15 protein-coding genes and 1 pseudogene are annotated in these 24,918 nt (G+C 70.6%); 9 read left to right on the top strand and 7 right to left on the bottom strand.

Annotation, left to right across the window (positions count from 1 at the left end; genetic code table 11):
- The first annotated feature begins 153 nt into the window (after window positions 1-153).
- Window positions 154-7,275: a PE family protein gene (locus ACZYZ9_RS06945; RefSeq protein WP_463825506.1), complete on the top strand. Its 7,122-nt coding sequence runs from the start codon at window positions 154-156 to the stop codon at window positions 7,273-7,275.
- 98 nt (window positions 7,276-7,373) lie between these two features.
- Window positions 7,374-8,534: an FAD-binding oxidoreductase gene (locus ACZYZ9_RS06940; protein ID WP_463825505.1), complete on the top strand. Its 1,161-nt coding sequence runs from the start codon at window positions 7,374-7,376 to the stop codon at window positions 8,532-8,534.
- A gap of 17 nt (window positions 8,535-8,551) precedes the next feature.
- Here ACZYZ9_RS06940 and ACZYZ9_RS06935 read toward each other — a convergent pair whose 3' ends face one another.
- Genes ACZYZ9_RS06935 through dnaK form a run of 4 tightly spaced genes read right to left on the bottom strand, consistent with a single transcriptional unit; the run spans window position 8,552 to window position 12,679 of the window.
- Window positions 8,552-8,935 carry a heat shock protein transcriptional repressor HspR gene (locus ACZYZ9_RS06935; RefSeq protein WP_463825504.1) on the bottom strand — a complete coding sequence of 128 codons (384 nt, stop codon included), beginning with the start codon at window positions 8,933-8,935 and terminating at the stop codon, window positions 8,552-8,554.
- Window positions 8,935-10,107, bottom strand: coding sequence for a molecular chaperone DnaJ (dnaJ, locus tag ACZYZ9_RS06930; RefSeq protein ID WP_463825503.1), 1,173 nt, complete (start codon window positions 10,105-10,107; stop codon window positions 8,935-8,937). The genes ACZYZ9_RS06935 and dnaJ overlap by 1 nt, the downstream gene beginning before the upstream one ends.
- 53 nt (window positions 10,108-10,160) lie before the next feature.
- Window positions 10,161-10,811: a nucleotide exchange factor GrpE gene (grpE, locus tag ACZYZ9_RS06925; RefSeq protein WP_463825502.1), complete on the bottom strand. Its 651-nt coding sequence runs from the start codon at window positions 10,809-10,811 to the stop codon at window positions 10,161-10,163.
- Window positions 10,808-12,679, bottom strand: a complete 1,872-nt coding sequence (dnaK, locus tag ACZYZ9_RS06920) for a molecular chaperone DnaK (RefSeq protein WP_463825501.1) — start codon at window positions 12,677-12,679, stop codon at window positions 10,808-10,810. The genes grpE and dnaK overlap by 4 nt, the downstream gene beginning before the upstream one ends.
- Before the next feature lie 335 nt (window positions 12,680-13,014).
- Here dnaK and ACZYZ9_RS06915 point away from each other — a divergent pair, with 335 nt between their 5' ends.
- From ACZYZ9_RS06915 to ACZYZ9_RS06890, 6 genes are all read left to right on the top strand, one after another.
- Entirely contained in the window at window positions 13,015-13,707 is a 693-nt protein-coding gene (locus tag ACZYZ9_RS06915) for a YoaK family protein (protein WP_463825500.1), read from the top strand.
- Between the two features lie 130 nt (window positions 13,708-13,837).
- On the top strand, window positions 13,838-15,268 hold the full coding sequence (locus ACZYZ9_RS06910) for an amino acid permease (RefSeq protein ID WP_463825499.1): 1,431 nt from the start codon (window positions 13,838-13,840) through the stop codon (window positions 15,266-15,268).
- A gap of 120 nt (window positions 15,269-15,388) precedes the next feature.
- The gene (locus ACZYZ9_RS06905; RefSeq protein WP_463825498.1) at window positions 15,389-15,961 is read left to right on the top strand and encodes a hypothetical protein; all 573 of its coding nucleotides are present in this window, start codon (window positions 15,389-15,391) and stop codon (window positions 15,959-15,961) included.
- A 27-nt stretch (window positions 15,962-15,988) separates the two neighbouring features.
- The gene (locus ACZYZ9_RS06900) at window positions 15,989-16,852 is read left to right on the top strand and encodes a hypothetical protein (protein ID WP_463825497.1); all 864 of its coding nucleotides are present in this window, start codon (window positions 15,989-15,991) and stop codon (window positions 16,850-16,852) included.
- 74 nt (window positions 16,853-16,926) lie between these two features.
- Window positions 16,927-17,439: an oligopeptide transporter substrate-binding protein gene (locus tag ACZYZ9_RS06895; protein ID WP_463825496.1), complete on the top strand. Its 513-nt coding sequence runs from the start codon at window positions 16,927-16,929 to the stop codon at window positions 17,437-17,439.
- 82 nt (window positions 17,440-17,521) lie between these two features.
- Complete coding sequence (locus ACZYZ9_RS06890; RefSeq protein ID WP_463825495.1) at window positions 17,522-19,348, top strand: Hsp70 family protein; 1,827 nt, start codon at window positions 17,522-17,524, stop codon at window positions 19,346-19,348.
- Between the two features lie 4 nt (window positions 19,349-19,352).
- Here the strand turns inward: ACZYZ9_RS06890 and iniC are convergent, their stop codons facing one another.
- The 3 genes from iniC to ACZYZ9_RS06875 form a co-directional block, all read right to left on the bottom strand.
- Window positions 19,353-20,846, bottom strand: a complete 1,494-nt coding sequence (iniC, locus tag ACZYZ9_RS06885; protein WP_463825494.1) for an isoniazid-induced dynamin-like GTPase IniC — start codon at window positions 20,844-20,846, stop codon at window positions 19,353-19,355.
- Complete coding sequence (locus ACZYZ9_RS06880; protein WP_463825493.1) at window positions 20,843-22,684, bottom strand: dynamin family protein; 1,842 nt, start codon at window positions 22,682-22,684, stop codon at window positions 20,843-20,845. Before ACZYZ9_RS06880 ends, iniC begins: the two co-directional genes overlap by 4 nt.
- Window positions 22,685-22,787: 103 nt before the next feature.
- A complete protein-coding gene (locus ACZYZ9_RS06875; protein ID WP_463825492.1) occupies window positions 22,788-23,441 on the bottom strand; it encodes a hypothetical protein in 654 nt (217 codons plus the stop codon).
- A gap of 102 nt (window positions 23,442-23,543) precedes the next feature.
- Here ACZYZ9_RS06875 and ACZYZ9_RS06870 point away from each other — a divergent pair.
- Window positions 23,544-24,918 (top strand): annotated as a pseudogene (locus ACZYZ9_RS06870) (hypothetical protein); the annotation flags it as partial.

Raw genomic sequence — 24,918 nt, 5'->3', positions numbered from 1 at the left:
CTGCCGGGCCGTCACGGGACCCGTCTTGGGGAGCCGATGCTCCAAAAATGAGTTTGCGAAATGCCCTTCCCAAAAACGGTTCGCTGCGTAACGTGTCCGTCGATTCCTGCCTACCTGTCCGCGGAAGTACCTGGTGTTGGAGGGTTTTTCACGATGTCAATCATGGTCAATGCGGGCGTTTTGTCCTGGGCGGCGACGGATCTCGCCGGCATCGAAAGTTCGCTGCGCGCGGCCACCGGATTGGCGGCGGCGCCGACAACCGCGGTGGCGGCGGCCGGACTGGATGAGGTGTCGGCTGCGGTCGCCGCGCTGTTCGGCACCCTCGGGCGCGAATATCAGGAGTTGAGCGCGCAGGCGTCGTTGTTCCACAGCCAGTTCTGCCACACGCTGACCACCGCGGCCGGCGCTTATATGGGGGCCGAGGCCGCAAATGTGTCGCCGCTGCAGGCAGCCCTGAATGCGATCAACGCGCCTGCCCAGCAGTTACTGAACCGGCCCTTGATCGGCAACGGCGCCTGGGGTACTGCGACCAGCCCCGACGGCGGCCCGGGAGGGTTGTTGTGGGGCAACGGCGGCAACGGTTACTCGCAGACCACCGCGGGTCTGCCCGGGGGCGCCGGCGGTGCCGCGGGCCTGATCGGCAACGGCGGTAGCGGTGGCGCCGGCGGCGCGGGCGCATCCGGTGGGCAGGGCGGTAGCGGCGGCTGGCTGTACGGCGGCGGCGGGGCCGGTGGAGCCGGCGGCATCGGGGCGGGCGGGGTGGCCGCCGGCGCCGGCGGGGCGGGCGGTCGCGCCTGGTTCATCGGACCCGGCGGCGTCGGCGGGGCCGGCGGCGAGGGCCAGGCCGGTACCCCGGGTATCTCCGGGTCAACTGCCGGCTCGGGCACGGCGGGCGGGACGGGTGGCAACGGCGGCGCAGGCGGCGCCGGCGGCATGTTGGTCGGGTCCGGCGGGGCCGGCGGGGCAGGAGGCGCCGGCGGCGTCGGCGGCGCCGGTGGCGACGGTGCGGCCGGTGCCAACCAGCTCACCCCTGGCCTCGACGGTGGCACCGGCGGCGACAGCGGCAACGGTGCCTCCGGCGGGAAAGGTGGCGACGGCGGTGCCGGCGGTGCCGGCGGGCTGATCGGTGGCGACGGGATCCAGGGAGCCGGCGGCCGGGGCGGTAATGGCGGTGATGCCGGCACGGCCGGTCGCGGTGGCACGGGCGGCGAGGGCACATGGGCGTATAACAACGGCGTCGGGGGCGCCGGTGGACAGGGTGGCAATACCGGCACGGCCGGCACGGGCGGCGCGGGCGGCGCAGGGTCCCAGCCCGGCGCGCAAGGCCTCAACGGGCAGATTCCCACCGACAGCGGCAGCGGTGGCACCGGCGGCAAGGGTGCCGATGCCACCGCGATAGGCGGGACGGGAGCCGCAGGCGGGCGGGGCGGCAACGGGGGCAACTACGGCACCGGCGGCACCGGCGGCACCGGCGGCGCCGGTGCGCAGGGCGGTCCGGGCGCCGACGGGTCTGCTCCGGGTCAGTCCGGTACCACTGGCGCTACCGGCGGTCTCGGTGGCCGCGGTGGACAAGGCGGTGATGGCGGTGCCCTGGGCGGCAGCGGCGGCAAGGGTGGTGACGGCGGCACCGGCGGCACCGGTGGTACCGGGGGCGCGGGCATGACTGGCGCGAACGCCACCGGTGCAGGTGAGACCGGCAAGACCGGTGGCAATGGCGGAAGTGGCGGCTTTGGCGGTCAAGGTGGCGACGGCGGCGACGGCGGCAGCGACGCGCACGGCAACGTCGCCGTGGCGGGCAAAGGCGGCGGTGGCGGCGTCGGCGGACAGGGCGGTACCGCCGGCGACGGCGGCAAGGGCGGTGACGGCAGCTGGACGACCAACGCCGGCGTCGGCGGCACCGGTGGACAGGGCGGCGACACCGGGGACGGCGGAGCCGGCGGCTTGGGCGGCAACGGGTCCGCCACCGGTGCACAGGGCCTCAGCGGGCAGTCTCCCACCAGCACCGGCAATGGTGGAACCGGCGGCAAGGGTGCCGATGCCACCGTCGCCGGAGCGTCCGGCGCAGCCGGCGGCCGCGGCGGTGCCGGCGGTAATCACGGCAACGGCGGCACCGGCGGCGTCGGTGGCGACGGCGCCCAGGGCGGCACCGGTCCGGCCGCGACGAAGGCTGACGGCAGCGACGCCACCGGCTACCAGGGCGGCCAGGGTGGCCAGGGCGGCCAGGGCGGAGCGGCCGGCGCCGGTGCTACCAACGGCAACGGCGGACGCGGTGGCAACGGTGGACAGGGCGGCCAGGGCGGCATCGGAATCACCGGCAACAACAGCGCCGGTGGCACCGGCGGCACCGGCGGCACCGGTGGGCAGGCCGGTGACGGTGGTCTGGCCGGCACCGGCGCCGGTTCGGCCGGCGTCCAAGGCGCGGCGGGCACCGGAGGCGCCGGGGGTGTGGGTGGCACCGGCGGCAAGGGCGACGTCGGACACCACGCCACACTCGCCAACGGCAGCGACGCCACCGGCTTCCAGGGTGGCCAGGGTGGCCAGGGCGGCGATGGCGGAGCGGCCGGCACCGGCGGCACTAACGGCAACGGCGGCCAGGGCGGCAAGGGCGGCGAGGGCGGTCAGGGTGGCACCGGAATCACCGGCACCAGCAGCGCCGCCGCAGGCGACGGCGGCAGCGGCGGCACCGGCGGGGCGGCCGGCGGCGGCGGCCTCGCCGGGCAAGGGGTCGGCAGCGCAGGCGTTAGCGGTAACGCCGGCACCGGCGGCAACGGCGGGACAGGAGGCACCGGCGGCACCGGACACTCCGGCGCGAACGCAACCGACCCCGGGGGCGCCGGTGGCTCCGGGTCCACCGGCGGGGCGGGTGGTAATGGCGGCACCGGGGGCGCCGCGGGCATCGGTGGCACCAACGGCAACGGGGGCAACGGAGGCCGAGGCGGCTCCGGCGGCACCGGCGGTACCGGCGGCGACGGCGCCCAGGGGATCAGCCCGACCGGTGGTGGCTCCCTCGGCCAAGGCGGGCTGGGCGGCAGCGGTGGTCAGGGCGGCAACGGCGGACAGGGTGGCAGCGCCGGAGCGGGTGCCGGCGCATCAGGCAACACCGGTGTCGGTGGCACCGCCGGCACCGGCGGCACCGGCGGTCACGGCGGCCAAGGCGCCGCTGCTACCAGCATCGATGGCCCTGGCACCGGTGGCACCGGTGGTAGTGGAGGCAACGCCGGCACCGCCGGAGCTGGTTCGAGCACGGGCAACGCCGGCACCGGGGGAACCGGCGGTCAGGGCGGCCAAGGTGGCACCGGCCACAAGGGCAACAACGGCATAGCGGCCGGTTCCACAGGTGGTTCCGGCGACGAGGGTGGAATGGGTGGCAAAGGCGGTACCGGAGGCGCGGCCGGCACCGGCGGGACGAACGGCGATGGCGGCCGGGGCGGTCAAGGCGGCACCGGCGGTTCCGGCGGTACCGGCGGCGACGGCGCGCACGGCACCATACCGGCCGGCGGCGGCAACAGCGGCCAGGGCGGCCTCGGTGGTGAAGGTGGCACCGGCGGCACCGGCGGGCAAGGCGGCAACGCGGGTTCTGGTGCCGGGACAGCGGGCAATTCCGGCAACGGCGGCACGGCAGGAACCGGCGGAACCGGCGGAACTGGCGGCGAAGGCGCAGCAGCCACCAGCACCACGAGTGCCGGTAAGGGCGGCACCGGCGGAACCGGCGGCAAAGCCGGCGCCGCGGGCACCAATGCCGGCGCGGACAGCGCGGGGGCCGGCGGCACCGGAGGCATGGGTGGTCAGGGCGGCGATGGCGCCAAAGGCGTCAACGCCACCGGCCCCGGCGCCACCGGTGGCACCGGCACCGGTGGCGGCGATGGCGGCCAGGGCGGCCGGGGTGGCGCGGCCGGTGTCGGCGGCGCCAACGGCGACGGCGGTCAAGGCGGCCAGGGTGGTCAAGGCGGTGACGGTGGCACTGGCGGTGCTGGCGCACAAGGAATTGAACCGGTCGGCGGCGGCACCAGTGGCCAGGGGGGCCAAGGCGGTGACGGTGGCACCGGCGGTGCGGGCGGCGTGGGCGGCAAGGCCGGTTCCGGCGCCGGCGCAGCGGGCGATGGGGGTGTCGGCGGTACCGCCGGCACCGGTGGCACCGGAGGCCTCGGTGGCCGAGGCGCCAACGTCACCGGTGCTGAGGGCCCCGGTACCGGCGGAACTGGTGGAACCGGTGGTGCCGCGGGCAAGGCCGGCGACGGCGGAGAGGCAGTCGCGGGCGGATCCAACGGCCACGGCGGCCACGGCGGCCAGGGCGGTACCGGCGGCAGAGGCGGGAACGGCGGCACCGGTACGCAAGGGACCAAGCCTACCGGTGGCGGACTCAACGGTCAGGGTGGCCAGGGCGGCGCAGGTGGTACCGGCGGCCAGGGCAGCCAGGGCGGCGAGGCGGGTACCGGTGCCGGCACAGTTGGCAACGGCGGCACCGGCGGCACCGGCGGCAGCGGCGGCCAGGGCGGCAACGGCGGCAACGGCGCCACCGCCACGCTGACCGAGGGACCCGGCACCGGCGGCACCGGCGGCGTCGGTGGCAACGCTGGACAGGCCGGCGCGGGCGGCACGGCGACCATCGGCGGCGCCAACGGCGACGGCGGCCACGGCGGCCAGGGCGGGCAAGGTGGCACCGGCGGCCTGGGCGGCACCGGCTTGCAAGGCAGCAGCCCCGTTGGAGGTACCGACGCCCAAGGCGGAGTCGGCGGAGCGGGTGGCACCGGCGGCCAAGGCAGCCAGGGTGGCGTGGCCGGTACCGGCGCTGGTTCCGTGGGTGATGGCGGCGACGGCGGCACCGGGGGCACCGGCGGCACCGGTGGGCTCGGCGGACGGGGTGCCAACGGCACCGCCACCCAGGGCCCCGGCACCGGCGGCACCGGCGGCGTCGGTGGCAACGCTGGACAGGCCGGCGCGGGCGGCGCGGCGACCATCGGCGGCGCCAACGGCGACGGTGGCCACGGCGGCCAGGGTGGCACCGGCGGCCAGGGCGGCCAAGGTGGCAACGGCGCCCAGGGCGCCGCACCCGCCGGCGGAACCGTTGCTCAGGGCGGCACCGGCGGCCGGGGTGGTGCCGGTGGCACGGGCAGCGAAGGCGGCATCGCCGGCGCCGGCGCCGGCGGAGTGGGCGGCGGCGGCACCGGTGGCACGGCGGGCACCGGCGGCGCAGGCGGTCTCGGTGGCACGGGTGCCGCCGGCACGGCCACCCAGGGCGCCGGCACCGGCGGTGACGGAGGCACCGGAGGCAACGCCGGATTGGCTGGTACCGGTGGCAAGGCAGAAATCGGCGGTTCCAACGGCGACGGCGGCCTGGGCGGCACCGGTGGTCAGGGCGGCCAAGGCGGCACCGGTGGTGCTGGCGTGCAAGGCGCTGCACCGATCGGCGGCACCAATGGTCAGGGCGGAATGGGCGGCCGAGGCGGCAACGGGGGCCAGGGTGGCACCGGCGGCCTGGCCGGTGTCGGTGCCGGCACCGTCGGCGACGGCGGTGACGGAGGCGCCGGCGGACAGGGCGGCACCGGCGGCACGGGCGGCCGAGGCGCGGCCGGTGATGGGACCAACGGGCCCGGCACCGGGGGGACCGGTGGCCACGGCGGTAACGCCGGCCTCGCCGGAAACGGCGGCAACGCGGGCATCGGCGGGACCAACGGCGACGGTGGCCAGGGCGCCCAGGGCGGCACCGGCGGCACCGGCGGCGCAGGCGGCCTAGGGACGCAAGGCGCCACTCCGGTCGGCGGCGGCGACAGCGGTCAGGGCGGCCAAGGTGGCCAGGCCGGCAATGGTGGCCAGGGCAATTCCGGCGGTCAGGCCGGCACCGGTGCCGGAGCAGCGGGCAGCAACGGTACCGGCGGCACTGCGGGCACTGGCGGCACCGGTGGCATCGGCGGCCAGGGTGCATCCGGCAGCAGCGGCCTGCTGCCCGGTACCGGAGGAACGGGCGGCAACGGCGGGGCGGCCGGCACCGCCGCGGCCGGGGGCAACGCCGGCGCGGGAGGTACCGGGGGCCAGGGTGGTCAGGGTGGCACCGGTGCCGCCGGCATCGATGCCACCCAGCCCGGCGGCACTGGCGGCAAGGGCAGCACCGGCGGCATGGGCGGCAAGGGTGGCAACGGCGGCACCGCGGGTGTCGGCGGCACCAACGGCGACGGCGGCCAGGGCGGCCAAGGCGGTCAGGGCGGCCCGGGCGGGCAGGGCGGTCCCGGTGCGCAGGGCACCACACCCATCGCAGCCGGCCAGGGCGGTACGGGTGGCGACGGCGGGCAGGGCGGTACCGGCGGCAAAACCGGGACCGGTGCCGGCGCAGCGGGCCACAACGGCGTCGGCGGCACTGCCGGCACCGGTGGAACAGGCGGAAATGGTGGCACCGGCGCCGCAGCAACCAGCACCCAGGGTCCGGGCACCGGTGGCACCGGTGGCACGGGCGGCAAAGCCGGCACCCCAGACGTGGGCGGGGGTGCTGCCGGCACTGCCGGAACCGGCGGCGCCGGTGGAACCGGAGGCGACAGCAACTACGGTCCGGGCGGCACGGGCGGCACCGGCGGCGCCGGTGGCCAGGGCAGCACGACCGTCACCGGCGGCAAAGGCGGCGCCGGCGGAACGGGTGGCAATTCCACCATCAACCTCAACATCAGCAAAGCGGATGCGTCCGGTGGTACCGGTGGCAACGGCGGCCGGGGTGGAGACGGTTACATCGGTGGCGCCGGGGGGAACGGCGGCCAAGGTGGGACCGGCGGGTCGAGCCACACCCGCGCAGCCGGCGGGAACGGCGGCAACGGCGGAGCCGGCGGCGACGGCATCGTCGCCGGAGGTGCCGGTGGCACCGGCGGATCGGGTAACTCCGCCGGCGTCGCGAGTGTTCCGTTCAGCGGCATGCCGATCCCCGGTCAGTCCCCCGGCGGTAACGGCGGCAACGGCGGAACCGGCGGCAACGCCGTCAAGGGCCGGGGTGGCGACGGTGGCCGCGGCGGTTTCGGCTGGTTCTCCGGCGCCGACAGCGATGGCGGTGACGGGGGCGACGGGGGCAACGGCGGAGCCGGTGCCGGCCCCGGCGGAGCCGGCGGTAACGGTGGCACCGGTGGATTCGGAGGTGAAGGCAGCGCGTTCTATAACACCTTCGGAGGCGAGGGGGGCGACGGTGGCAACGGCGGCCCCGGCCAGGGCGGGAAGGGTGGCGAGGGCCAGTCCGGAACGATTCCGACCGGGGTTGGCGGTGGGACCGGTGGGGCCGGAGGCGTAGGTGGGCCGGCATAGCACCCGGTGATATCGGGTCGACGCGGCGCCAGACCTCCCGCGACTGGTGAGCGCGCTCGGCGACAGAGTGGACCGCTAGGTACCTAGAATCGGGTCCCGTGGGCCTTGACGACCGGGAATCGTTACAGGTGTTGCGGGACGCGTTCAAGCCCGGCGACACCGATGTCGTCCACCGCTTCTACACCCACTGGTTCGCCCTGGACCCCGGCGTCCGCGACCTGTTTCCCCCCGATATGGCGAGCCAGCGCGCTGCTTTCGCGCACGCGATGCACTGGCTCTACGGCGAACTGATCGCCCAGCGCGCCGACGAGCCGGTGGCCTTCCTGGCCCAATTGGGCCGCGACCATCGCAAGTACGGGGTGCTGCCGGCCCACTACGCGACGCTGCGACGCGCGCTGCATGCGACCTTGCGCAGCCACCTGGACGGCGGATGGACCGACGCGATCGCCGAGGCCGCCGATCAGTCGCTCAACCTGTTTGCCGGAGTGATGAGTGGGGCCGCGGACTCCGAGGACGCTCCTGCCTGGTGGGACGGAACAGTCATCGAACACACCCGGGTGTCGCGCGATCTCGCGGTCGTGCGGCTGCGCCTGGACCGACCGCTGCAGCACCACCCCGGGCAGTACGTCAACGTGCAGATACCGCAGTGCCCGCGCCGCTGGCGATACCTGTCCCCCGCCATACCCGCCGATCCCGACGGTGGGGTCGAGTTCCACGTCCGCGTGGTGCCGGGCGGCCTGGTCAGCAACGCCGTCGTCACCGAAACCCGGGCCGGCGACCGGTGGCGGTTGTCAAGCCCGCACGGCGGCCTGCACGTCGACCGCGGCGGCGACGACGTGCTGATGGTCGCCGGCTCCACCGGGCTGGCCCCGCTGCGCGCACTGATCATGGACCTGTGCCGGTTCGCCGAGAATCCGCGGGTGCACCTGTTCTTCGGCGCCCGCTACCCGTGCGAGCTCTACGACCTACGGACGTTGTGGCAGGTGGCCGCACACAACCCGTGGTTGTCGGTATCGCCGGTGTCGGAATACAACCGGGACCCGCCGTGGGCGGCCGACTACCCGGACCCGTCGCCGCCACGCGGACTGCACGTCCGTCAGACCGGACGACTGCCCGACGTCGTCGCCAGGTACGGCAGCTGGGGTGACCGGCAGATCCTGATCTGCGGCGGACCCGGCATGGTTGCCGCCACCCGGGCGGCGCTGATCGCCAAAGGCGCGCCGCCCGACCGCATTCAGCACGATCCGTTGTCGCGCTAGACCCCGAGCCTGATGCGTCAGCGGCGCGAGCGCGGCTGCCAGACCACCAGCGCCGTGCTCTTGGGCACCACCGCGACCTCGCGGCGCTGGTTGGCACGTAACGCCGCCACCTCTTCGGCCAATTCCTTCAGCCGGGACTGCAGGGCATCGACCTGGTTGGTCAGCTCGATGATGCGTTTGATGCCGGCGAGGTTGACGCCTTCGTCCTGGGACAGTCGCTGCACCTCGCGCAGCAGGTCCACGTCGTGCTCGGAATAGCGGCGCCCGCCGCCGGGAGTGCGCTGCGGGCTGACCAGCCCGAGCCGGTCGTAGGTGCGCAGCGTCTGCGCATGCATACCGGCCAGCTCGGCGGCCACCGAGATCAGAAACGTCCGCGCTTCCTCGCCCTTCTTGGCCGCCATCAGCGATTACCTGCCCAACCTGCCCTCGGATCGAATCCGCTGGCCCGCTCGGCGGCCGCGTAGGCTTCCAGCGCCTCTTGGGCGGCGCCTTCCAGGTTCGGCGGCACCGCCACCTTGACGGTGACGAGCAGGTCGCCGCTACCGCCACTGCGCTTGGGCACGCCGCGTCCGCGCACCCGCAAGATGCGTCCGTCGGCGGTGCCCTTGGGCACCCGGACACCGACCTTGCCGTCCAGCGTCGGCACCGAAAGCGTCGAGCCCAAAGCCAACTCGGTGAAGCTGACCGGCACTGTCACGGTGAGGTCGTCACCGTCGCGGCCGAAGACTTTGTCGGGCCGCACGTGCACGGTGACGTAGAGGTCCCCGGACGGCGCGCCGCGCAGCCCGGCCTCGCCCTGGCCGGCCAGCCTGATCCGCTGACCGTCCTCGACGCCCGGCGGGATCCGCACATTGATGGTGCGGGTGCGGGTGGTGACGCCGGTGCCTTTGCACTCCTCACAGGGGTGCTCGATGATCGAGCCGCTACCCCGGCACTCGGTGCAGGGTTCGGAGAAGCCGAACGCGCCCTGATTGCGGTTGATCACGCCGGCGCCGTTGCAGTTCGGACACACCTTGGGGCTGGTGCCGGGCCGTGCGCCACTGCCGTGGCAGTTGGTGCACGGTGCCGGGCTGGTCAGCCGCAACGGCATCGCGACGCCCTGGGCGGCCTCGACGAAATCCAGTTCCGTCTCGGTTTCCAGGTCGTTCCCGCGCCGGGGCCGGCTGGGCCGCGGCGAGCTGCCGCCGCGGCCGAACAGGCCACCGAACAGGTCGCCGATGTTGGCGCCGCCGGACCGGCCGGCGGCGTCGAACAGGTCGTTCAGGTTGAACTCGGCACCGTCACCGCCGCCGAACCCGCCGAACCCGCCCGTGTCGAAGCGACGGCCGCCGAAGCCGCCGCCGCCGGCGAACAGCCGGCGGGTCTCGTCGTATTCCTTGCGCTTGGCCTCGTCGGACAGGACGCTGTAGGCCTCCGAAACCGCCTTGAACCGTTCGGCTCCGGCCGGGTTCTTGTCCGGATGCAGGTCCGAGGCCAACTTGCGGTATGCGGTCTTGATCTCTTTGGCGTCGGCATCGGAGGCAACGCCCAACTCCTTGTAGAAGTCCTTCTCGACCCATTCACGCTGAGCCACTTCGCGTCACCTCCTTACCTTGTCTTCATTTCCGATGTTCCTGATTCTGTGCCCTACTGCGCCTGAGTGCCGGGGTTATCCGCCGTGTCGGCCGGCTCGGATTCCAGAATGCTGGCAAATGGATCCGACTCCGCCGCGGCGGTCTCGTCGACGACGGTGTCGACCACACCGACCATCGCGTGCCGCAGCACCTGATCGCCGAGCTGGTAGCCCTGCCGCATCACGGTGCCGATCACCGGCTTGGAATTCGGCCCACCGTCGCCCTCGTGCTGCACCGCTTCGTGCAGGGCAGGGTCGAAATCCTCGCCCTCGGCGCCGAATTCGGTGAGCCCGAGCCCGGTCAGCACATTCGTCAGCTTGTCCGCGACCGACTTCATCGGCCCCGATTCCAGGTCGCCGTGCTTGCGCGCCCGGTCCAGGTCGTCGAGCACGCCCAGCAGTTGACTGACGACGTTGGCCTTGGCCCGATCGGCCGCGGCCTGCTGGTCGCGCAGTGCCCGCTTGCGGTAGTTGGCGAAATCGGCCTGCACGCGCTGCAGGTCAGCGGTCAGCTCGGCCACCTTGGTGGAGGACTCGGCCGGGCCGGACCCTCCTGGCGCCGAAGCGCCAGGAGGAACGTCGCGTACCTCGCCCGTCTCGGGATCGATCCGGCGCTTGTCGGTGACGGTCACCGGCTCCGGCTGGTTGTCGTGAGTTCCGGTCACTTGGACTCCCGGTCGTCGTCGACCACCTCCGCGTCCACCACGTCGTCGGGCCCGCCGGCCTGATCGAAGCCGCCGCCGGGTTGCCCGCCGCCGGCCGCGCCGCCCTCCGCCTGGGCGGCCTCGTAGATGGCCTGACCCAGCGCCTGGGACTCCTGGCCCAGTTTCTCCATCGCCGACTTGATCGCGGAGATGTCGTCGCCGGCCAGCGCCGACTTCGCGTCGCCGACCGCGGCTTCCACCTTGCTCAGCGTGTCCTGGGGCACCTTCGAGCCACCTTCGGCCTCGCGTTGTTCTTTGACGAACTTCTCCGTCTGGTAGACCAGCGTCTCGGCCTGGTTGCGCACGTCGGCTTCCTCGCGACGCTTGCGGTCTTCGTCCGCATGCGCCTCAGCGTCCTTGATCATCCGGTCGATCTCTTCCTTCGAGATGCCGGACCCCTCCTGGATGCGGATGGTGTTCTCCTTGCCGGTGCCCTTGTCCTTGGCCGTGACGTGCACGATGCCGTTGGCGTCGATGTCGAAGGTGACCTCGATCTGCGGGACACCACGCGGGGCGGGTGCGATCCCGGTCAGCTCGAAGCTGCCGAGCAGCTTGTTGTGCGACGCGATCTCCCGCTCCCCCTGGAAGACCTGGATCTGCACCGACGGCTGGTTGTCGTCGGCCGTGGTGAAGGTTTCCGAGCGCTTCGTCGGGATCGTGGTGTTGCGTTCGATCAGCCTGGTCATCACGCCGCCCTTGGTCTCGATACCCAAGCTCAGCGGTGTGACGTCAAGCAGCAGAACGTCTTTGACCTCGCCCCGGAGGACGCCCGCCTGCAAAGCGGCGCCCACGGCGACAACCTCGTCGGGGTTGACGCCCTTGTTCGGCTCCTTGCCGCCGGTCATCTCCTTGACCAGGTCGGTGACCGCGGGCATACGGGTCGAGCCACCGACCAAAACCACGTGGTCGATGTCGCCCACCGAGATGCCGGCGTCGGCGATGACCGACTGGAACGGCTTGCGGGTGCGGTCCAGCAGATCCTGAGTGATGCGCTGGAACTCGGCCCGGGTGAGCTGCTCGTCGAGGAACAGCGGGTTCTTGTCCGCGTCGACGGTGATGTAGGGCAGGTTGATCGAGGTGCTCTGGCTCGAGCTGAGTTCGATCTTGGCCTTCTCGGCGGCTTCACGCAGCCGTTGCATGGCCATCTTGTCCTTGGTCAGGTCGATGCCGCTGGTGCCCTTGAACTTCTCCACCAGCCAGTCGACGACGCGCTGGTCCCAGTCGTCGCCGCCGAGGTGGTTGTCACCGCTGGTGGCACGCACCTCGACAACGCCCTCGCCGATCTCGAGCAATGACACGTCGAAGGTGCCGCCGCCGAGGTCGAAGACCAGGATGGTCTGTTCTTTCTCGCCTTTGTCCAGGCCGTAGGCCAGCGCGGCCGCGGTCGGCTCGTTGACGATGCGCAGCACGTTGAGGCCGGCGATCTGGCCGGCGTCCTTGGTCGCCTGACGCTGGGCGTCGTTGAAGTAGGCGGGAACGGTGATCACCGCGTCGGCGATGTCCTCACCGAGGTAGGCCTCAGCGTCCCTCTTCAACTTCTGCAGCACCCGGGCGCTGATCTCCGGCGCGGTGTACTGCTTGCCATCGATGTCGACCGACCAGTCCGTGCCCATGTGGCGCTTCACTGATCGGATGGTGCGGTCGACGTTAGTGACCGCCTGATTCTTGGCGGGCTGGCCGACCAACACTTCGCCGTTGCGCGCGAACGCGACGACGGACGGCGTCGTCCGCGAGCCCTCGGAGTTTGCGACGACGACGGGGTCGCCACCCTCCAGAACTGCGACGACGGAGTTGGTGGTCCCGAGGTCGATGCCGACCGCACGAGCCATAGTGATTTCCTCCTGAATGTGTAGAGCTTCGTTGTTGCACTATGCTGAGTGAACCCCGCTCAAGACTGCTCCGTCCGACACCTTGCTGTCAACTCGGACTTGAGTCTAGTTCACTCAACTTGTCGATCATGCTAACGGCAGACTGCCGAACTTTGTTCCCGGGGCGGCGCCGGATACGCCGTATGCAGTCGCTATGAAAACGCAGAATTCGCGAAATAAATTACGTGTCGGCTCTTATATTTGTGGCGGGGCAAGTACAGAACGGGGAGTGGGTGTCTAGCAGCATGGCGCCGAGTGAGCAAGTACGTAGGAGCGGCCTGTCGGCGCAGGGCAGGATGCTGGCCTACAGCGCGGTGCTGGCGCTGATCGCCGGCTGGGTGAACGCGGTGGCGATCCTGACCTTGGCCGTTCCGGTCGGCAACCTCACCGGTGTCACCACCCAGATCGGCATGGACACCGCCCACCCGTGGCGTTACGAAAGCCACGTGCTCGGCGCGATTCTGCTGGGCTTTCTGCTGGGAGCGGCCGTCGCCGGCACGCTGCTGTCATCGAATCGGCAGCCGCTGGCCCGTCGGCACGCGGCGGTATTGACCATCGAGGCCATCCTGCTGCTGGCAGCCGCCGCCGGCGTCACCGCGGACAAGAACGAGATCGCGCTGCTCGGCATCGAAGAGACCGCGGTGCAGGGGCTCTTCGCTGCGGCGGCGCTCGGCATGCAAAACGGGCTGACGTCCAGCTTCCGCGGGATGGCGGTCCGCACCACCCACTTCACCGGCACCGTCACCGACCTCGGGTTAATGCTGGGCCGCAGCCGCGAGCACGGATTCGACAAGTGGAAGGCGGCGATTCTTGCCACCACGCTGCTGATGTTCATCAGCGGCGCGGTCGCCGGCCTGTTCGCGGGCGCGAAGTTCGACGGCTACGCACTGGCGGTTCCCGCAGTGATCTGCCTGACCATGGGTGTCGTGAACGTCGCAGTGAGCCGTGCGCCACGCGAGGTCCCGGCGGCTGAAGCGGTCGCCGTCTGAATCTCTCCCGAGTCCGGTCGGGTGAATTGCGGCAGCCGGGTTGACACGGCACGCTCACGTCGTGCTGGTGAGATAGCCTGACTTCCAATTCTCGCAAGACTTCGCGGTAGCTACGGCGATAAGGAACCGGATGACACCGTCCGCTAATGCGCTGGAGCGCGAAGACGAGGGGTATCACAAGGCGCTCAAGAAGCGTCAGATTCAGATGATCGCCCTGGGCGGCGCAATCGGGACGGGACTGTTCCTCGGCGCCGGCGGCCGACTCGCCTCTGCAGGCCCGGGCCTGTTCATCGTCTTCGGAATCTGCGGTGTTTTCGTCTTCCTCATCCTGCGCGCTCTCGGGGAACTGGTGCTCTACCGGCCGTCGTCGGGTTCGTTCGTGTCCTACGCGCGCGAGTTCTTCGGTGAGAAGGTGGCGTACGCCGCCGGCTGGATGTACTTCCTGAACTGGGCGATGACCGGCATCGTGGACACCACCGCGATCGCGCAATACTGCCGCTACTGGCACATGTTCCAGGTCATCCCGCAATGGCTGTTGGCGTTGATCGCGCTGATCGCGGTGCTGTCGATGAACCTGATCTCGGTCAAGCTCTTCGGGGAGCTGGAATTCTGGGCCGCGCTGATCAAGGTGCTGGCGCTGGTGACGTTTCTCATCGTCGGCACGGTCTTCCTTGCCGGCCGGTTCAAGGTCGACGGCCACGACACCGGCTGGTCGCTGTGGAGTGACCACGGCGGGCTGCTGCCGACCGGCCTGCTGCCGCTGGTACTGGTCACCTCGGGAGTGGTATTCGCCTATGCCGCAATCGAACTGGTCGGCATCGCGGCCGGGGAGACCGAGGATCCGGAGAAGATCATGCCGCGCGCGATCAACTCGGTGGTGTTCCGGATCGCTGTCTTCTACATCGGATCGACCGTCCTGCTGGCGCTGCTGCTGCCCTACACCGAATACAAGGACGGCGAAAGCCCCTTCGTGACGTTCTTCAACAAGCTCGGTATCTCCTGGGGCGACGACCTGATGAACCTGGTGGTGCTCACCGCTGCGCTGTCCAGCCTGAATGCCGGTCTCTACTCCACCGGCCGGATCCTGCGGTCGATGGCGATCAACGGCAGCGGTCCCAAGTTCACCGGTGTGATGTCGAAGAACGGGGTGCCGTTCGGCGGCATTCTGTTGACCGCCGGAATCGGGTTGTTCGGAATCGGACTGAACGCGGTCACACCGAAGCACGCGTTCGAGATCGTGCTGCACATCGCCGCCACCGGCGTGATCGTGGCGTGGGCGACGATCGTGGCCTGCCAGCTGCGCTTTCACACGCTGACGCAGGCCGGTGAGCACGAACGGCCGAAGTTCCGCATGCCGCTCTCGCCGTACACCGGGTGGGTCACCCTGGCGTTCCTGGCGGGTGTGCTGGTGCTGATGATGTTCGACAAGGAATACGGCAAGTGGATGATCGCGGCCATGCTGCTCGGCATTCCCGCGCTGGTCGGCGGCTGGTTCCTGGTGCGAAACCGGGTGCGGGCCGCCGCCGATGCCCGCTCGGCGCACGAGCCACCCCCGGCCTGAGCACCATGTAGCGGTAACGCTTTGCCTACGGCGTCGTTCCAACCGCGCGTCGCCGCAGCAACTTGCGTACGCACGCCCTTACTCTGACTTCCTGATATCTGAGATTGCAGGGAGTAGCGCGTGCGGTTATTGCCGAAGGCACGGTTAGGCCTGCTGGCCGTTGCCGTGCTCGTCGCCGGATGCAGCACCACGATTGACGGCAGGCCGATCGCCGCCCCGGGCGGTCATGGGCCGGCCGAACCGACCTTTCCCACGCCCCGGCCCTCGGTTCCCCCGCCGCTGGCGCCGACCTCCTCCCCCGTCGCGCTCCCACCCACCAACCCCGGGACCACCAGTAGCCCCGCGCCGGGCGCCATCCCGCTCAAGGCCGACGACAACGGCTATGTCTTCATCGAGACAAAATCGGGCATCACCCGCTGCCAGATCAATAAGGAGAGCGTCGGCTGCGAGGCGCCGTTCACCAATTCGCCGATCCAGGAAGGTGAGCACGCGAACGGGGTGCACATCACCGCCGCCGGCAACGTGCAGTGGATCCTGGGCAATCTCGGCGCCATCCCCACCGTCACCATCGACTACAAGACCTACGACGCGCAGGGCTGGACGATCGTCGCCACCAAGGACGGCACGCGTTTCGAGAACAACGGCACCCGGCACGGAATGTTCGTCAGCATCGACAAGGTCAGCACGTTCTGACCGGCCGCCGACCTATACCATCGACTCGTGGCAAACAACGGCCCACCTGACGACTTCAACGAACAGCCGACCCAGTACGGGGGGTTCGGCGGCCATCCGCCGCAGGGCCCGCCCGCCGGCAGGCCGCCGCAGGGCGGGCCCTATCAAGGTCCGACTCAGCAGGGCCCACCTCCCGGGGTGCCGCAACAGCACCAGCCCACCGTCCAGGGCCCGCCGCCCGGCAACCCGTCGCAGAATCAGCCCACGGTTCAAGGTCCGCCGCCCTCCGGTCCGCAGTATCAGCCGACCGTCCAGGGCCCGCCGCCCGGCGGCGCCCAGTACCCGCCGGGTGATCCGTCGCTGATGCACCAGCCGACCGTGGAGGGCAGACCGCCACTGGGCCCCGAGTCGCAATATCCACCCGGCGACCCGTCGCTGATGTACCAGCCGACGGTGGAGGGGTCCCCGCCCGACCAGTTCGCACCGCTGGACTCCGACGACCCCGATGCCGACGCACGGCCCTGGTACCGCAAACCCGTGACGCTCGCCCTGTGGGCGGCGTTGGTGCTGATCCTGCTCGCCCTGATCGCCTACGGCGTCAGCCAACTGTTCGGCAGCGGCACCAGCCCAGCTCCCGCACCGAGCACCTCCTCGACGACCAGCACCACGACAACCACCACCAGTGAGTCCAGTAGCACGACGACCACCACTACCGAGTCGTCCAGCGAAGAGCCGAGCGAGCCGAGCAGCCCGGCACCCGCACCCCCGAACAACCCGCCTCGCAGTCAGCCGCCCCAACAGCCGACACAGCAACCGACCCGTCGCGGCCCGCATCTGCCGCAACTGCCGCCGCTGCCGCCGACAATCACGATTCCGGGCGGACCCACGATCACGGTGCCGAAGCTGCCCTGAGTCAGGTCACCGATCGGCAACGGGCCCGCGTGGCTGTGCTCTGGGCAAGGCTCTGACAACTAGCATCGGCAGCCGTGACCAGGTACGACCCGCCGGATTACGGCGCCAACGACCCGACCGTTCACGGCAATTACGGCTATGGCGCCACCGGCGTCCCGGCGTACGGCCAGGGTCCGGAACCCGAGCCCACTCCCGGCTGGCGTAAGCCTCTCGCCCTGGTGGGCTGGGGTGTGCTGATCGCGGTGCTGCTGGGGCTCATCATCTACGGCATCGTGTTGCTGGCCCAGGGCCGCCCGAGTCCGGCTTCGGTCACCACCACCACAACCACCACTCCGACGACGACGAGCACGACGGCTACGTCAACGTCCCCCACGACGACCACCACCACGACGACAACCACGACCACGACCACCACCACGACGACGACGACGACCGAGACGACCACTTCCACGACGCCGACCACCACGTCCGCCTCGCCTACCACGACGCCGGCCGAATCCCCGAGATCCGGTGTCCTGCCGCGGTTGCCGTCGCAGATCACGCTGCCGTCGATACCCACCGTCATCAATTTGCCGCCGGGCCTGTGACCCGTCTCCGTCGGATCCGGGGCGGCTATGGTGGGGAACGGCCGTCGACCGTCAGCGAAACAACGGACACAGGGGTGGGGACATGAGCGAGCCGCTCGGCTTGTCGATCGGGGTGGCCAACCTGGTCGCGGCACGCTCGGGTAGCGCCCCGGTCGCCCGCACACCGGTACTGACGCTGTTCGACAACCGGCAATCCGAAGTCGGCCTGCCCGACGAGAACCCGAACCTCACCGAGTCCGGCCTGGTACTGCGGGGTTTTGTCGAGCGGGTCGGTGACCCGTCGCCGCTGGTCGCTGCCGACGGCACCAAATACCTCGGCCAGGCACTGACCATCGAGGCGCTCGAGGCGATGGCCCGCACCGTCGGCTACGGGACCCCGATCACCGTCGCCGTCCCTGCGTACTGGTCGCAAAACCAGGTCGCCGCGCTGCGTCAGGAACTGTTCGCCCAACCGGACCTCGCCGCCAAAGGCGGGACGCCGACGCTGGTCTCTGATGCCACCGCGGCGCTGGCGGCGCTGGCCACTCAGCCCGGGTTCCCCACCGGCGGCGTCATAGCCGTGTGCGATTTCGGCGCCGGCGGCACCAGCATCACGTTGGCCAACGCCGGGGGAAACTTCGACCAGATCGGCAGTACGGTCCGGTACAGCGAACTTTCCGGTGACGAGATCGACCAGCTCATCCTGAACCACCTGCTGACCGTCGCACCCGGAGCCGACACCACCAACCTCTCCGTCACGGCGACCTCGATGGGGTCGGTGACGCGGATGCTCGGCAGCTGCCGGACCGCCAAGGAACAACTCTCCGCGACAACAGTGGCCAGCATCGCGACCGGCAACCCCGGAGGGGCTCAGCACCTTTCCCGCAGCGATCTGGAACAACTCCTCACCGCACCGCTGGACCGCTTCGTCGGCACGGTTCGAGAAGTACTGCAACGCAACGGAATTGGTCAGCTCTCTGCGGTGGCGGCGGTCGGCGGCGGCGCCAACATCCCGCTGATCGCGACACGTCTGTCCCAAGGACTGCGAGTACCTGTCCTCACCCCGCCGCAGCCGCTGTTCAGTGCGGCGGTCGGGGCAGCCACTCTGGGCACCTCAGCGGGAGCGGCCACGGGCATCGGTCCCGCCGTGGACATGCCGACCGGCATCGTCGGTGCCGCTGCGGCCGCTGGCGCCGCCGGTGCCGCCACCATGGCGTCGCCTACCGCGCCCACGACCGAACCCACCGGAGCGGTGCCCACCGAGGCGTTTCCCGAGGACGCCCGCAACGAGACCGACCGCGCCCTGGCGTGGTCGGAAGACAGTGGCACCGGGATGGAACCGGTCCCCTACTCCGGTCCCACCGACTACACCAGTCCTGGTGAGCCGGTGCTTGCACCCGGGTACACCGGTCCCCCGCAGGAGCCCGACGTCGACGAAGCCGAGCTCCCGCCCTGGTACCGGCGTCCGGCAATCTTGTTGAGCCTGTTCGGTGCGGCCGCGGCGATACTGCTCGCCGTCGTGCTGGCGCTCACCGTCGGCGACACGGGCACCAAGCCGGTCGTCACCATCACCTCGCAGCCGCCGCCGTTCACCACCAGCACCACCGGTTCGGACGGCCTGCCCACTGAGACGGTGGTGACGCCGCCCCCGACCGTGGTGACCACGGCTACGGAGACCACGACCACCACGGCGCCCACCACCACCTCGTCCAGCACGTCGACGACGACCACGACATCGACGACCACCACGACGACATCGCCGTCCACCAGCACGACCACCGCGCCGACCACGACGCGGCCCACCACCAGCAACCCGCCGACCACCTCGGCACCCCAGCCCACCACGCAGGCCCCCACCAGCAGCGCGGCACCGGTCCCTCCGACCACCGCGGCACCGGTCCCGCCGACCAGCGCGGCGCCCGGCGGCTGAGCGGTCAGCGGCGTGCGGAGAATTCCGCGAGCATCGCCTCGGCGCTGCGCACCGCCGCACGGCACGCCCTGGTGGTGAACGGATCGTTGAGCGGATGCTCGGCGCGCCGGCGCCAGTATTGCGCCGCGGCGAACGCCTCCCGCTGAGCCACGTGCGGGTTGGCCGCGTACTCCTGCGGGTCCACCCCCAGTCGGCTCGCCGGGTCGGTGCCAGAGCCGCCGATCATCCGGCGCAGCGCAGCGATGTCATCTTCTTTCAAAGTCGTTGTGCGCGAGGGCAATAGACTCAACAACCGAAGTTCTTCGAACGCGTGGGTGTCGGCCAGCAGCGGATCGATGTCGGCGATGACGTACGGCGTGGCCATGACCGGATGCGTCTCGACGAACCTGCGCAGCGACACCAGAGCGGTATGCGCCTTGAGCATGTCCGAACGCTGCGCGAACTGCTGATCGATCACCCTGCGCAGCGCCACCAGCCCGCTGCGCTCCAGCAGTTCAGCGGCCAGTGCGGCCGCGCTGGTGACTCCGGCGGCCAGCACCGCGATCGAGATCCGGATGCCGAACATCCCGAACCGTTCCAGCAGTTGCGCACGGATGGCGGCGTCGATCGGCAACGGACTGTCCGGTCGCACGAATCGGTCGACGCTGAGCAGCGCCCTGTTGAGTTCGGTGGCATCGGACCCGGCCAGTTTCGACAACGCGACGAACTCGCCCTGCCGCAAGGTGCGCGCCGTCATCGCCAGCAACCCGGACACCGGGACCACCGCCTGGCAGATGCCGGTCTGAGTCATCTCGCTGGTGAATCGTTTGGCCACGTCGTTTGCCGACAGCATCGCGTCGATGCGACCAGCACCGATCTCGTCGGCCCGCGACGCCACCCCGATGATGCCCAATGCGCCCGCCGACCCCCCGACCAGCCCGCCGATCTGCTTGAGCAGCGCGATGTCGGCCGCGTTGAGGGTGCGCAGCAAGAAGACCACCGCATCCACCCGGGGCACACCGTCGTCGGGGACCAACAGCCGCAGCGTGCGCTCGGAGGCCTCCCGGGTCAACGACGATGTTCCCGGCGTATCGATGATGGTGGCCTGCGTCAGTTCCTCGGCGGGCCACTCGACGTGCAGGTCCACCACATCGACGGGGTCCAGCCGGCGCAGGTCGAAGCTCAGCCCGTCGCGGTGCGTGATCGGCACGTTGCTGCGCCGTCCGCCGCGGTGGTTGGCGGTGACTTTCGGAGTGGGGCCGTGCCGGAACCACGTCACGATCCTGGTGGCCTCCGTCGCGTCCGTCGGCGCGATGTCGTCGCCCACCAGGGCGTTGACCAACGTCGATTTGCCGGCTTTGAGCGTGCCGGCCAGCGCAATTCGGATGGGCTCGTTGAGGCGGGCCCCGATGCGTTCCAGTTCGTAGAAGACATCGGGACGCTGGCGGTAGGCCGGTTCGCCCCGGTAGGCCTGAATAGTTCCGCCCAGAATCGCGCGGACCCGGTCGCTGGTGCTCACGGTTTCCCGAGACTCACCGGTGCTTGTAACTTGTTCAAGTTGTCGGTGATCTGGTCGAGGATGTTCAGCTGGCGTTCCAGCTCGCGGACCCGGGTATCGCGTTCGACATCCTCAAGGTGCGCCGCGGTCACCGTGGCCTGCAGCGATTCGTTGAGCGAGCGGGTGAGCTCGATCGCGATGCCACGGTAGTGATCGCGCAGCGTGCGGTGGATCGTCTTGAGCCGGTCACGCGACTCCTTGCCCACCACGAAAGAAACCTCGTCGACGAACCGGCGCACATTGGCTTTGGCTTCGGCCCGGGCCCGTAACAACCGACTCTGTTTCTCCTCTTTGTAGGCCATTCGACCCAGCAGCAGCCCTGCGCCCACCGACACCGGATTGAACAGCCCCAGACCCGCCACCGAGGACAACATGCCGATCATCACCACGCCACCGTAGGAGCCCCGCAGTCCGGACAGCGCCTTCTGACCCTTGCCCTGCGGCTTGGCTTCCAGCTCCGCCAGCGCCTTGAGTTCACCGAAGTGTCCGCCCATCAACCGCGAGGTGAGCTCGGGCGACATGACCGAGTTGAGGCCAGCGTCGGAGAACGATCGGGCGACGTCGAGCGCCAACACCTCGGCGCGCTGGTAGGCCCAGACGAAGTTGTCCCCGACCGCGGTGGCGATTGCATCCTCGGCGTCGGCACCGATCTCGGCCCAGTGCAGTGTCGGGTCCGTCGCATCGATCTGACGCTCGATGTCGTCGGTGACGGCGCGAAACCTGGAGCGCAGGTCGTGATCCACGTCGTTGCTCAGATCGGTGAACCCGTCGTTGAGTACCTGCTGCCACAGTGCGGTCTGCTCGAGTGCGTCCTGGGCTTCCTTCTTTCGCCTGGCCAGGTCGTCGGCAAGGCGTTCGCGCAGCGCCGGGTCGTTCACCGAGGACAGTTCCGATCCGGCTGTGATCGTCAATTGCTCTGCCGCCGAGCGGATTTCACCTAGCACCTCGTCGCGCACCCGGTCGGTCTCGCGGGTGAGCACCTTCTCGCTCAGAAATTTGATGATCGCCGGGAAGTTGGATTCGTCGTTGAGTTCCTTGTCGTTGAGGCTCACGGCGTGACTGCGCAGCAGCGACGACACCGGGATGATCGGCATCGGGACCCGCGCGCGCTGCAGGTGGTTGGCATTGGTGTTGACGACCTGCCGCCAGTACGGATACAGGTCGGTCTTGGTGGCCACAACCACGCCGACCGGACAGATCTGCGACGCTTTGCGCAGGAACCACATTTCGGGTGCGGTGAACTCCTGGCTGGTATCGCTGACCATCAGGATCGCGTCGGCATCGGGCAACAAGCCGAGCGTGGCCGACAGGTGTGGTTGTCCGTGGCCCCCGACGCCGGGACTGTCGATGAACGACAACCCGCCCTGCAGCAACGGGCTGGGTGCCCCGATCTCGAGCCGCATCACTTCCCGTCCGCCGACCTGGGGCGCTTGGCGCACATCGGTGTTGACATCGTCAACCGGAATGTCGACGGCGGCGGTTTCACCGTTGGGACCGGCCTTGACGACGAGTCGCGCTGATGGTTGAGCCGCAAAACTCACGCTTGTGATCACGACGGTGGCCTCGTCGTCACCGACCCGTGCCACCGGCAGATTCAGCAACGAATTGAGGAGTTGGCTTTTGCCCTGTTTGAGCTGACCGGCGATCACCACACGGATTCGCGGGTCGCTGATCCGCTCGCGCGCCCGTCGCAGGCGCTGCACCATGTCACTGCGCCCGTGCAGCTCGGCGATCGCGACGGTGTGGTCGATCAGTTCGACGATCACGCTGACCCGACGCGGGTCATCAGCTTGCGTCACCGCGCCGCCCCACTTTCTTGATCGCGTGCTTTCCGATCACGTTATGCGGACAAACCGGCGGGGACCATGAAGGTCCCCGCCGGTTGTCTGTCAGGTCGCCGAATCAGAACCCGTGGTGTTCAGCCGGACCGTGCGATTGCGGCTCGGTGTGCGCCGGCGGCGTGTGCCCGGCCGGCTCGTGGCCGAACACCGACGGGCTCTGCGGCTCGTGGTGGGTCGGCTGCTGGACCGGCTCGTGCTGCTGCGGCGCGGGCGTCGGAGCGTGCTCGGCCGGTGCCGGGTGCGCCGGGGTCGGCGTCTCGGTCTGCGGCGTCGGGGTGTGCGGGGCCGGCGCGTTGATCACCGGCGGATGAGCACCGCCCGGCGTGGTCTCGTGACCCGTCGACCCACCTGGCGTCTGGATGACGGGGCCGTGGCCGCCCGGTGTCGTGCTGCCCGCACCGCCGGTGCCGGCACCGCCGGTTTGGATGACCGGGCCCTGACCTGCGGGGACCGTCGATCCGTGTTCACTCGGGCCGACGCCACCCGCACCTGCGCCGGCTCCACCGGCAGCGCCGGCACCCGCTCCAGCTCCAGCGCCGGCACCAGCTCCAGCTCCAGCTCCAGCTCCTGACCCTGCGCCACCGGCGGCTCCGGCGCCGCCGCCGAGCACGGTTCCTTCCTGACCGAGGATGTCGCCGTGTCCGCCTGCCGCGGGCCCGCCGTGGGTGCCTGGGTTCGTCGCGACGCCGCCGGGTCCGGTGGCACCGCCGGCCACTGTGCCGCCGCCCGCTCCGGTCGCTGCGGCACCGCCAGGCCCCGCCTGGACGCCGGCACCTGCGCCGGCCGCACCGGTTGCAGCGGCCGGTTGCGGGTTCGAGTGGCCACTGAGGGGGGCATTTCCGCCACCACCGATACCGAGTCCGGCGCTACCGGCAGCACCGGCCTGACCCCCGACGCCGACACCGCCCAACGGTCCCCCGACGTGGGCAGTACCAGCACCATTCAGCGCTGCGCCTTCGCTGGCGATCAACGCGGGTTGGCTTGCCGCGGCCTGACCGGCGAGAGCCGCCTGGCTGGTAACGCCCGCCTGCCCGGCGAGTCCGGCCTGGCCGGCGATGCCCGCCTGGCTGGCTACACCGGCTTGACCAGCGACGCCCGCCTGGCTGGCGAGGCCGGCTTGCCCGGCAAGACCAGCTTGGCTGGCGAGGCCGGCTTGCCCGGCAAGACCAGCTTGGCTGGCGATGCCGGCTTGGCTGGCGATGCCGGCTTGACCGGCAAGACCAGCTTGACCGGCAAGGCCGGCTTGCCCGGCGAGACCAGCTTGACCGGCAAGGCCGGCTTGCCCGGCGAGACCGGCGTGCCCTGCGGCGCTGGCAGCAGCTTGGCCGCCGATACCGGCAGCGGCCTGACCACCAACAACACCACCGACAGCGCCACCAGCCTGAGCACCAGCACCTATGCCACCGCCAAGACCCCCACCGATGGCACCACCAGCCTGCCCACCAACACCGACAGCGCCACCCATCTGGCCACCAGCACCAACGGCACCACCAAGACCCCCACCAATCGCGCCACCAGCCTGAGCACCAGCACCTATGCCACCGCCAAGACCCCCACCGATGGCACCACCAGCCTGCCCACCAACACCGACAGCGCCACCGACCTGGCCACCAGCACCAACGGCACCACCCACCTGGCCACCGATGCCGCCGCCGACCTGACCACCAACACCCAAGCCACCACCGACCTGACCACCAGCACCAACGGCACCACCCACCTGGCCACCGATACCGCCGCCGACCTGACCACCGACACCCAAGCCACCACCGACCTGGCCACCAACGGCACCACCAATGCCACCGCCAATACCAGCGCCGACCTGACCACCAACACCCAAGCCACCACCAACGGCGCCACCGACCTGACCACCAGCACCAACGGCACCACCCACCTGGCCACCAGCACCAACGGCACCACCCACCTGGCCACCGATACCGCCGCCGACCTGACCACCAACGGCACCACCAATGCCACCGCCAATCTGACCGCCACCACCTACAGCACCGCCGACCTGGCCACCAACACCCACGGCACCGCCAACCTGACCACCAACAGCACCACCAATGCCACCGCCAACACCGCCGCCGGCCTGACCACCAACACCCAAGCCACCACCGACCTGACCACCAACGGCACCACCAATGCCACCGCCAATCTGACCGCCACCACCTACAGCACCGCCGACCTGGCCA

Source organism: Mycobacterium sp. IDUB_28 (assembly GCF_055419285.1).
Note: the sequence above shows the minus strand (reverse complement) of the source record. Positions and strands in the feature narration are given on the sequence as shown.

Coding starts and splice junctions, on each gene's coding strand:
- ACZYZ9_RS06945 (WP_463825506.1), top strand. CDS start 154: ATGTCAATCATGGTCAATGCGGGCGTTTTGTCCTGGGCGGCGACGGAT.
- ACZYZ9_RS06935 (WP_463825504.1), bottom strand. CDS start 8,935: ATGGCGGCCAAGAAGGGCGAGGAAGCGCGGACGTTTCTGATCTCGGTG.
- dnaK (WP_463825501.1), bottom strand. CDS start 12,679: ATGGCTCGTGCGGTCGGCATCGACCTCGGGACCACCAACTCCGTCGTC.
- ACZYZ9_RS06915 (WP_463825500.1), top strand. CDS start 13,015: ATGCTGGCCTACAGCGCGGTGCTGGCGCTGATCGCCGGCTGGGTGAAC.
- ACZYZ9_RS06910 (WP_463825499.1), top strand. CDS start 13,838: ATGACACCGTCCGCTAATGCGCTGGAGCGCGAAGACGAGGGGTATCAC.
- ACZYZ9_RS06890 (WP_463825495.1), top strand. CDS start 17,522: ATGAGCGAGCCGCTCGGCTTGTCGATCGGGGTGGCCAACCTGGTCGCG.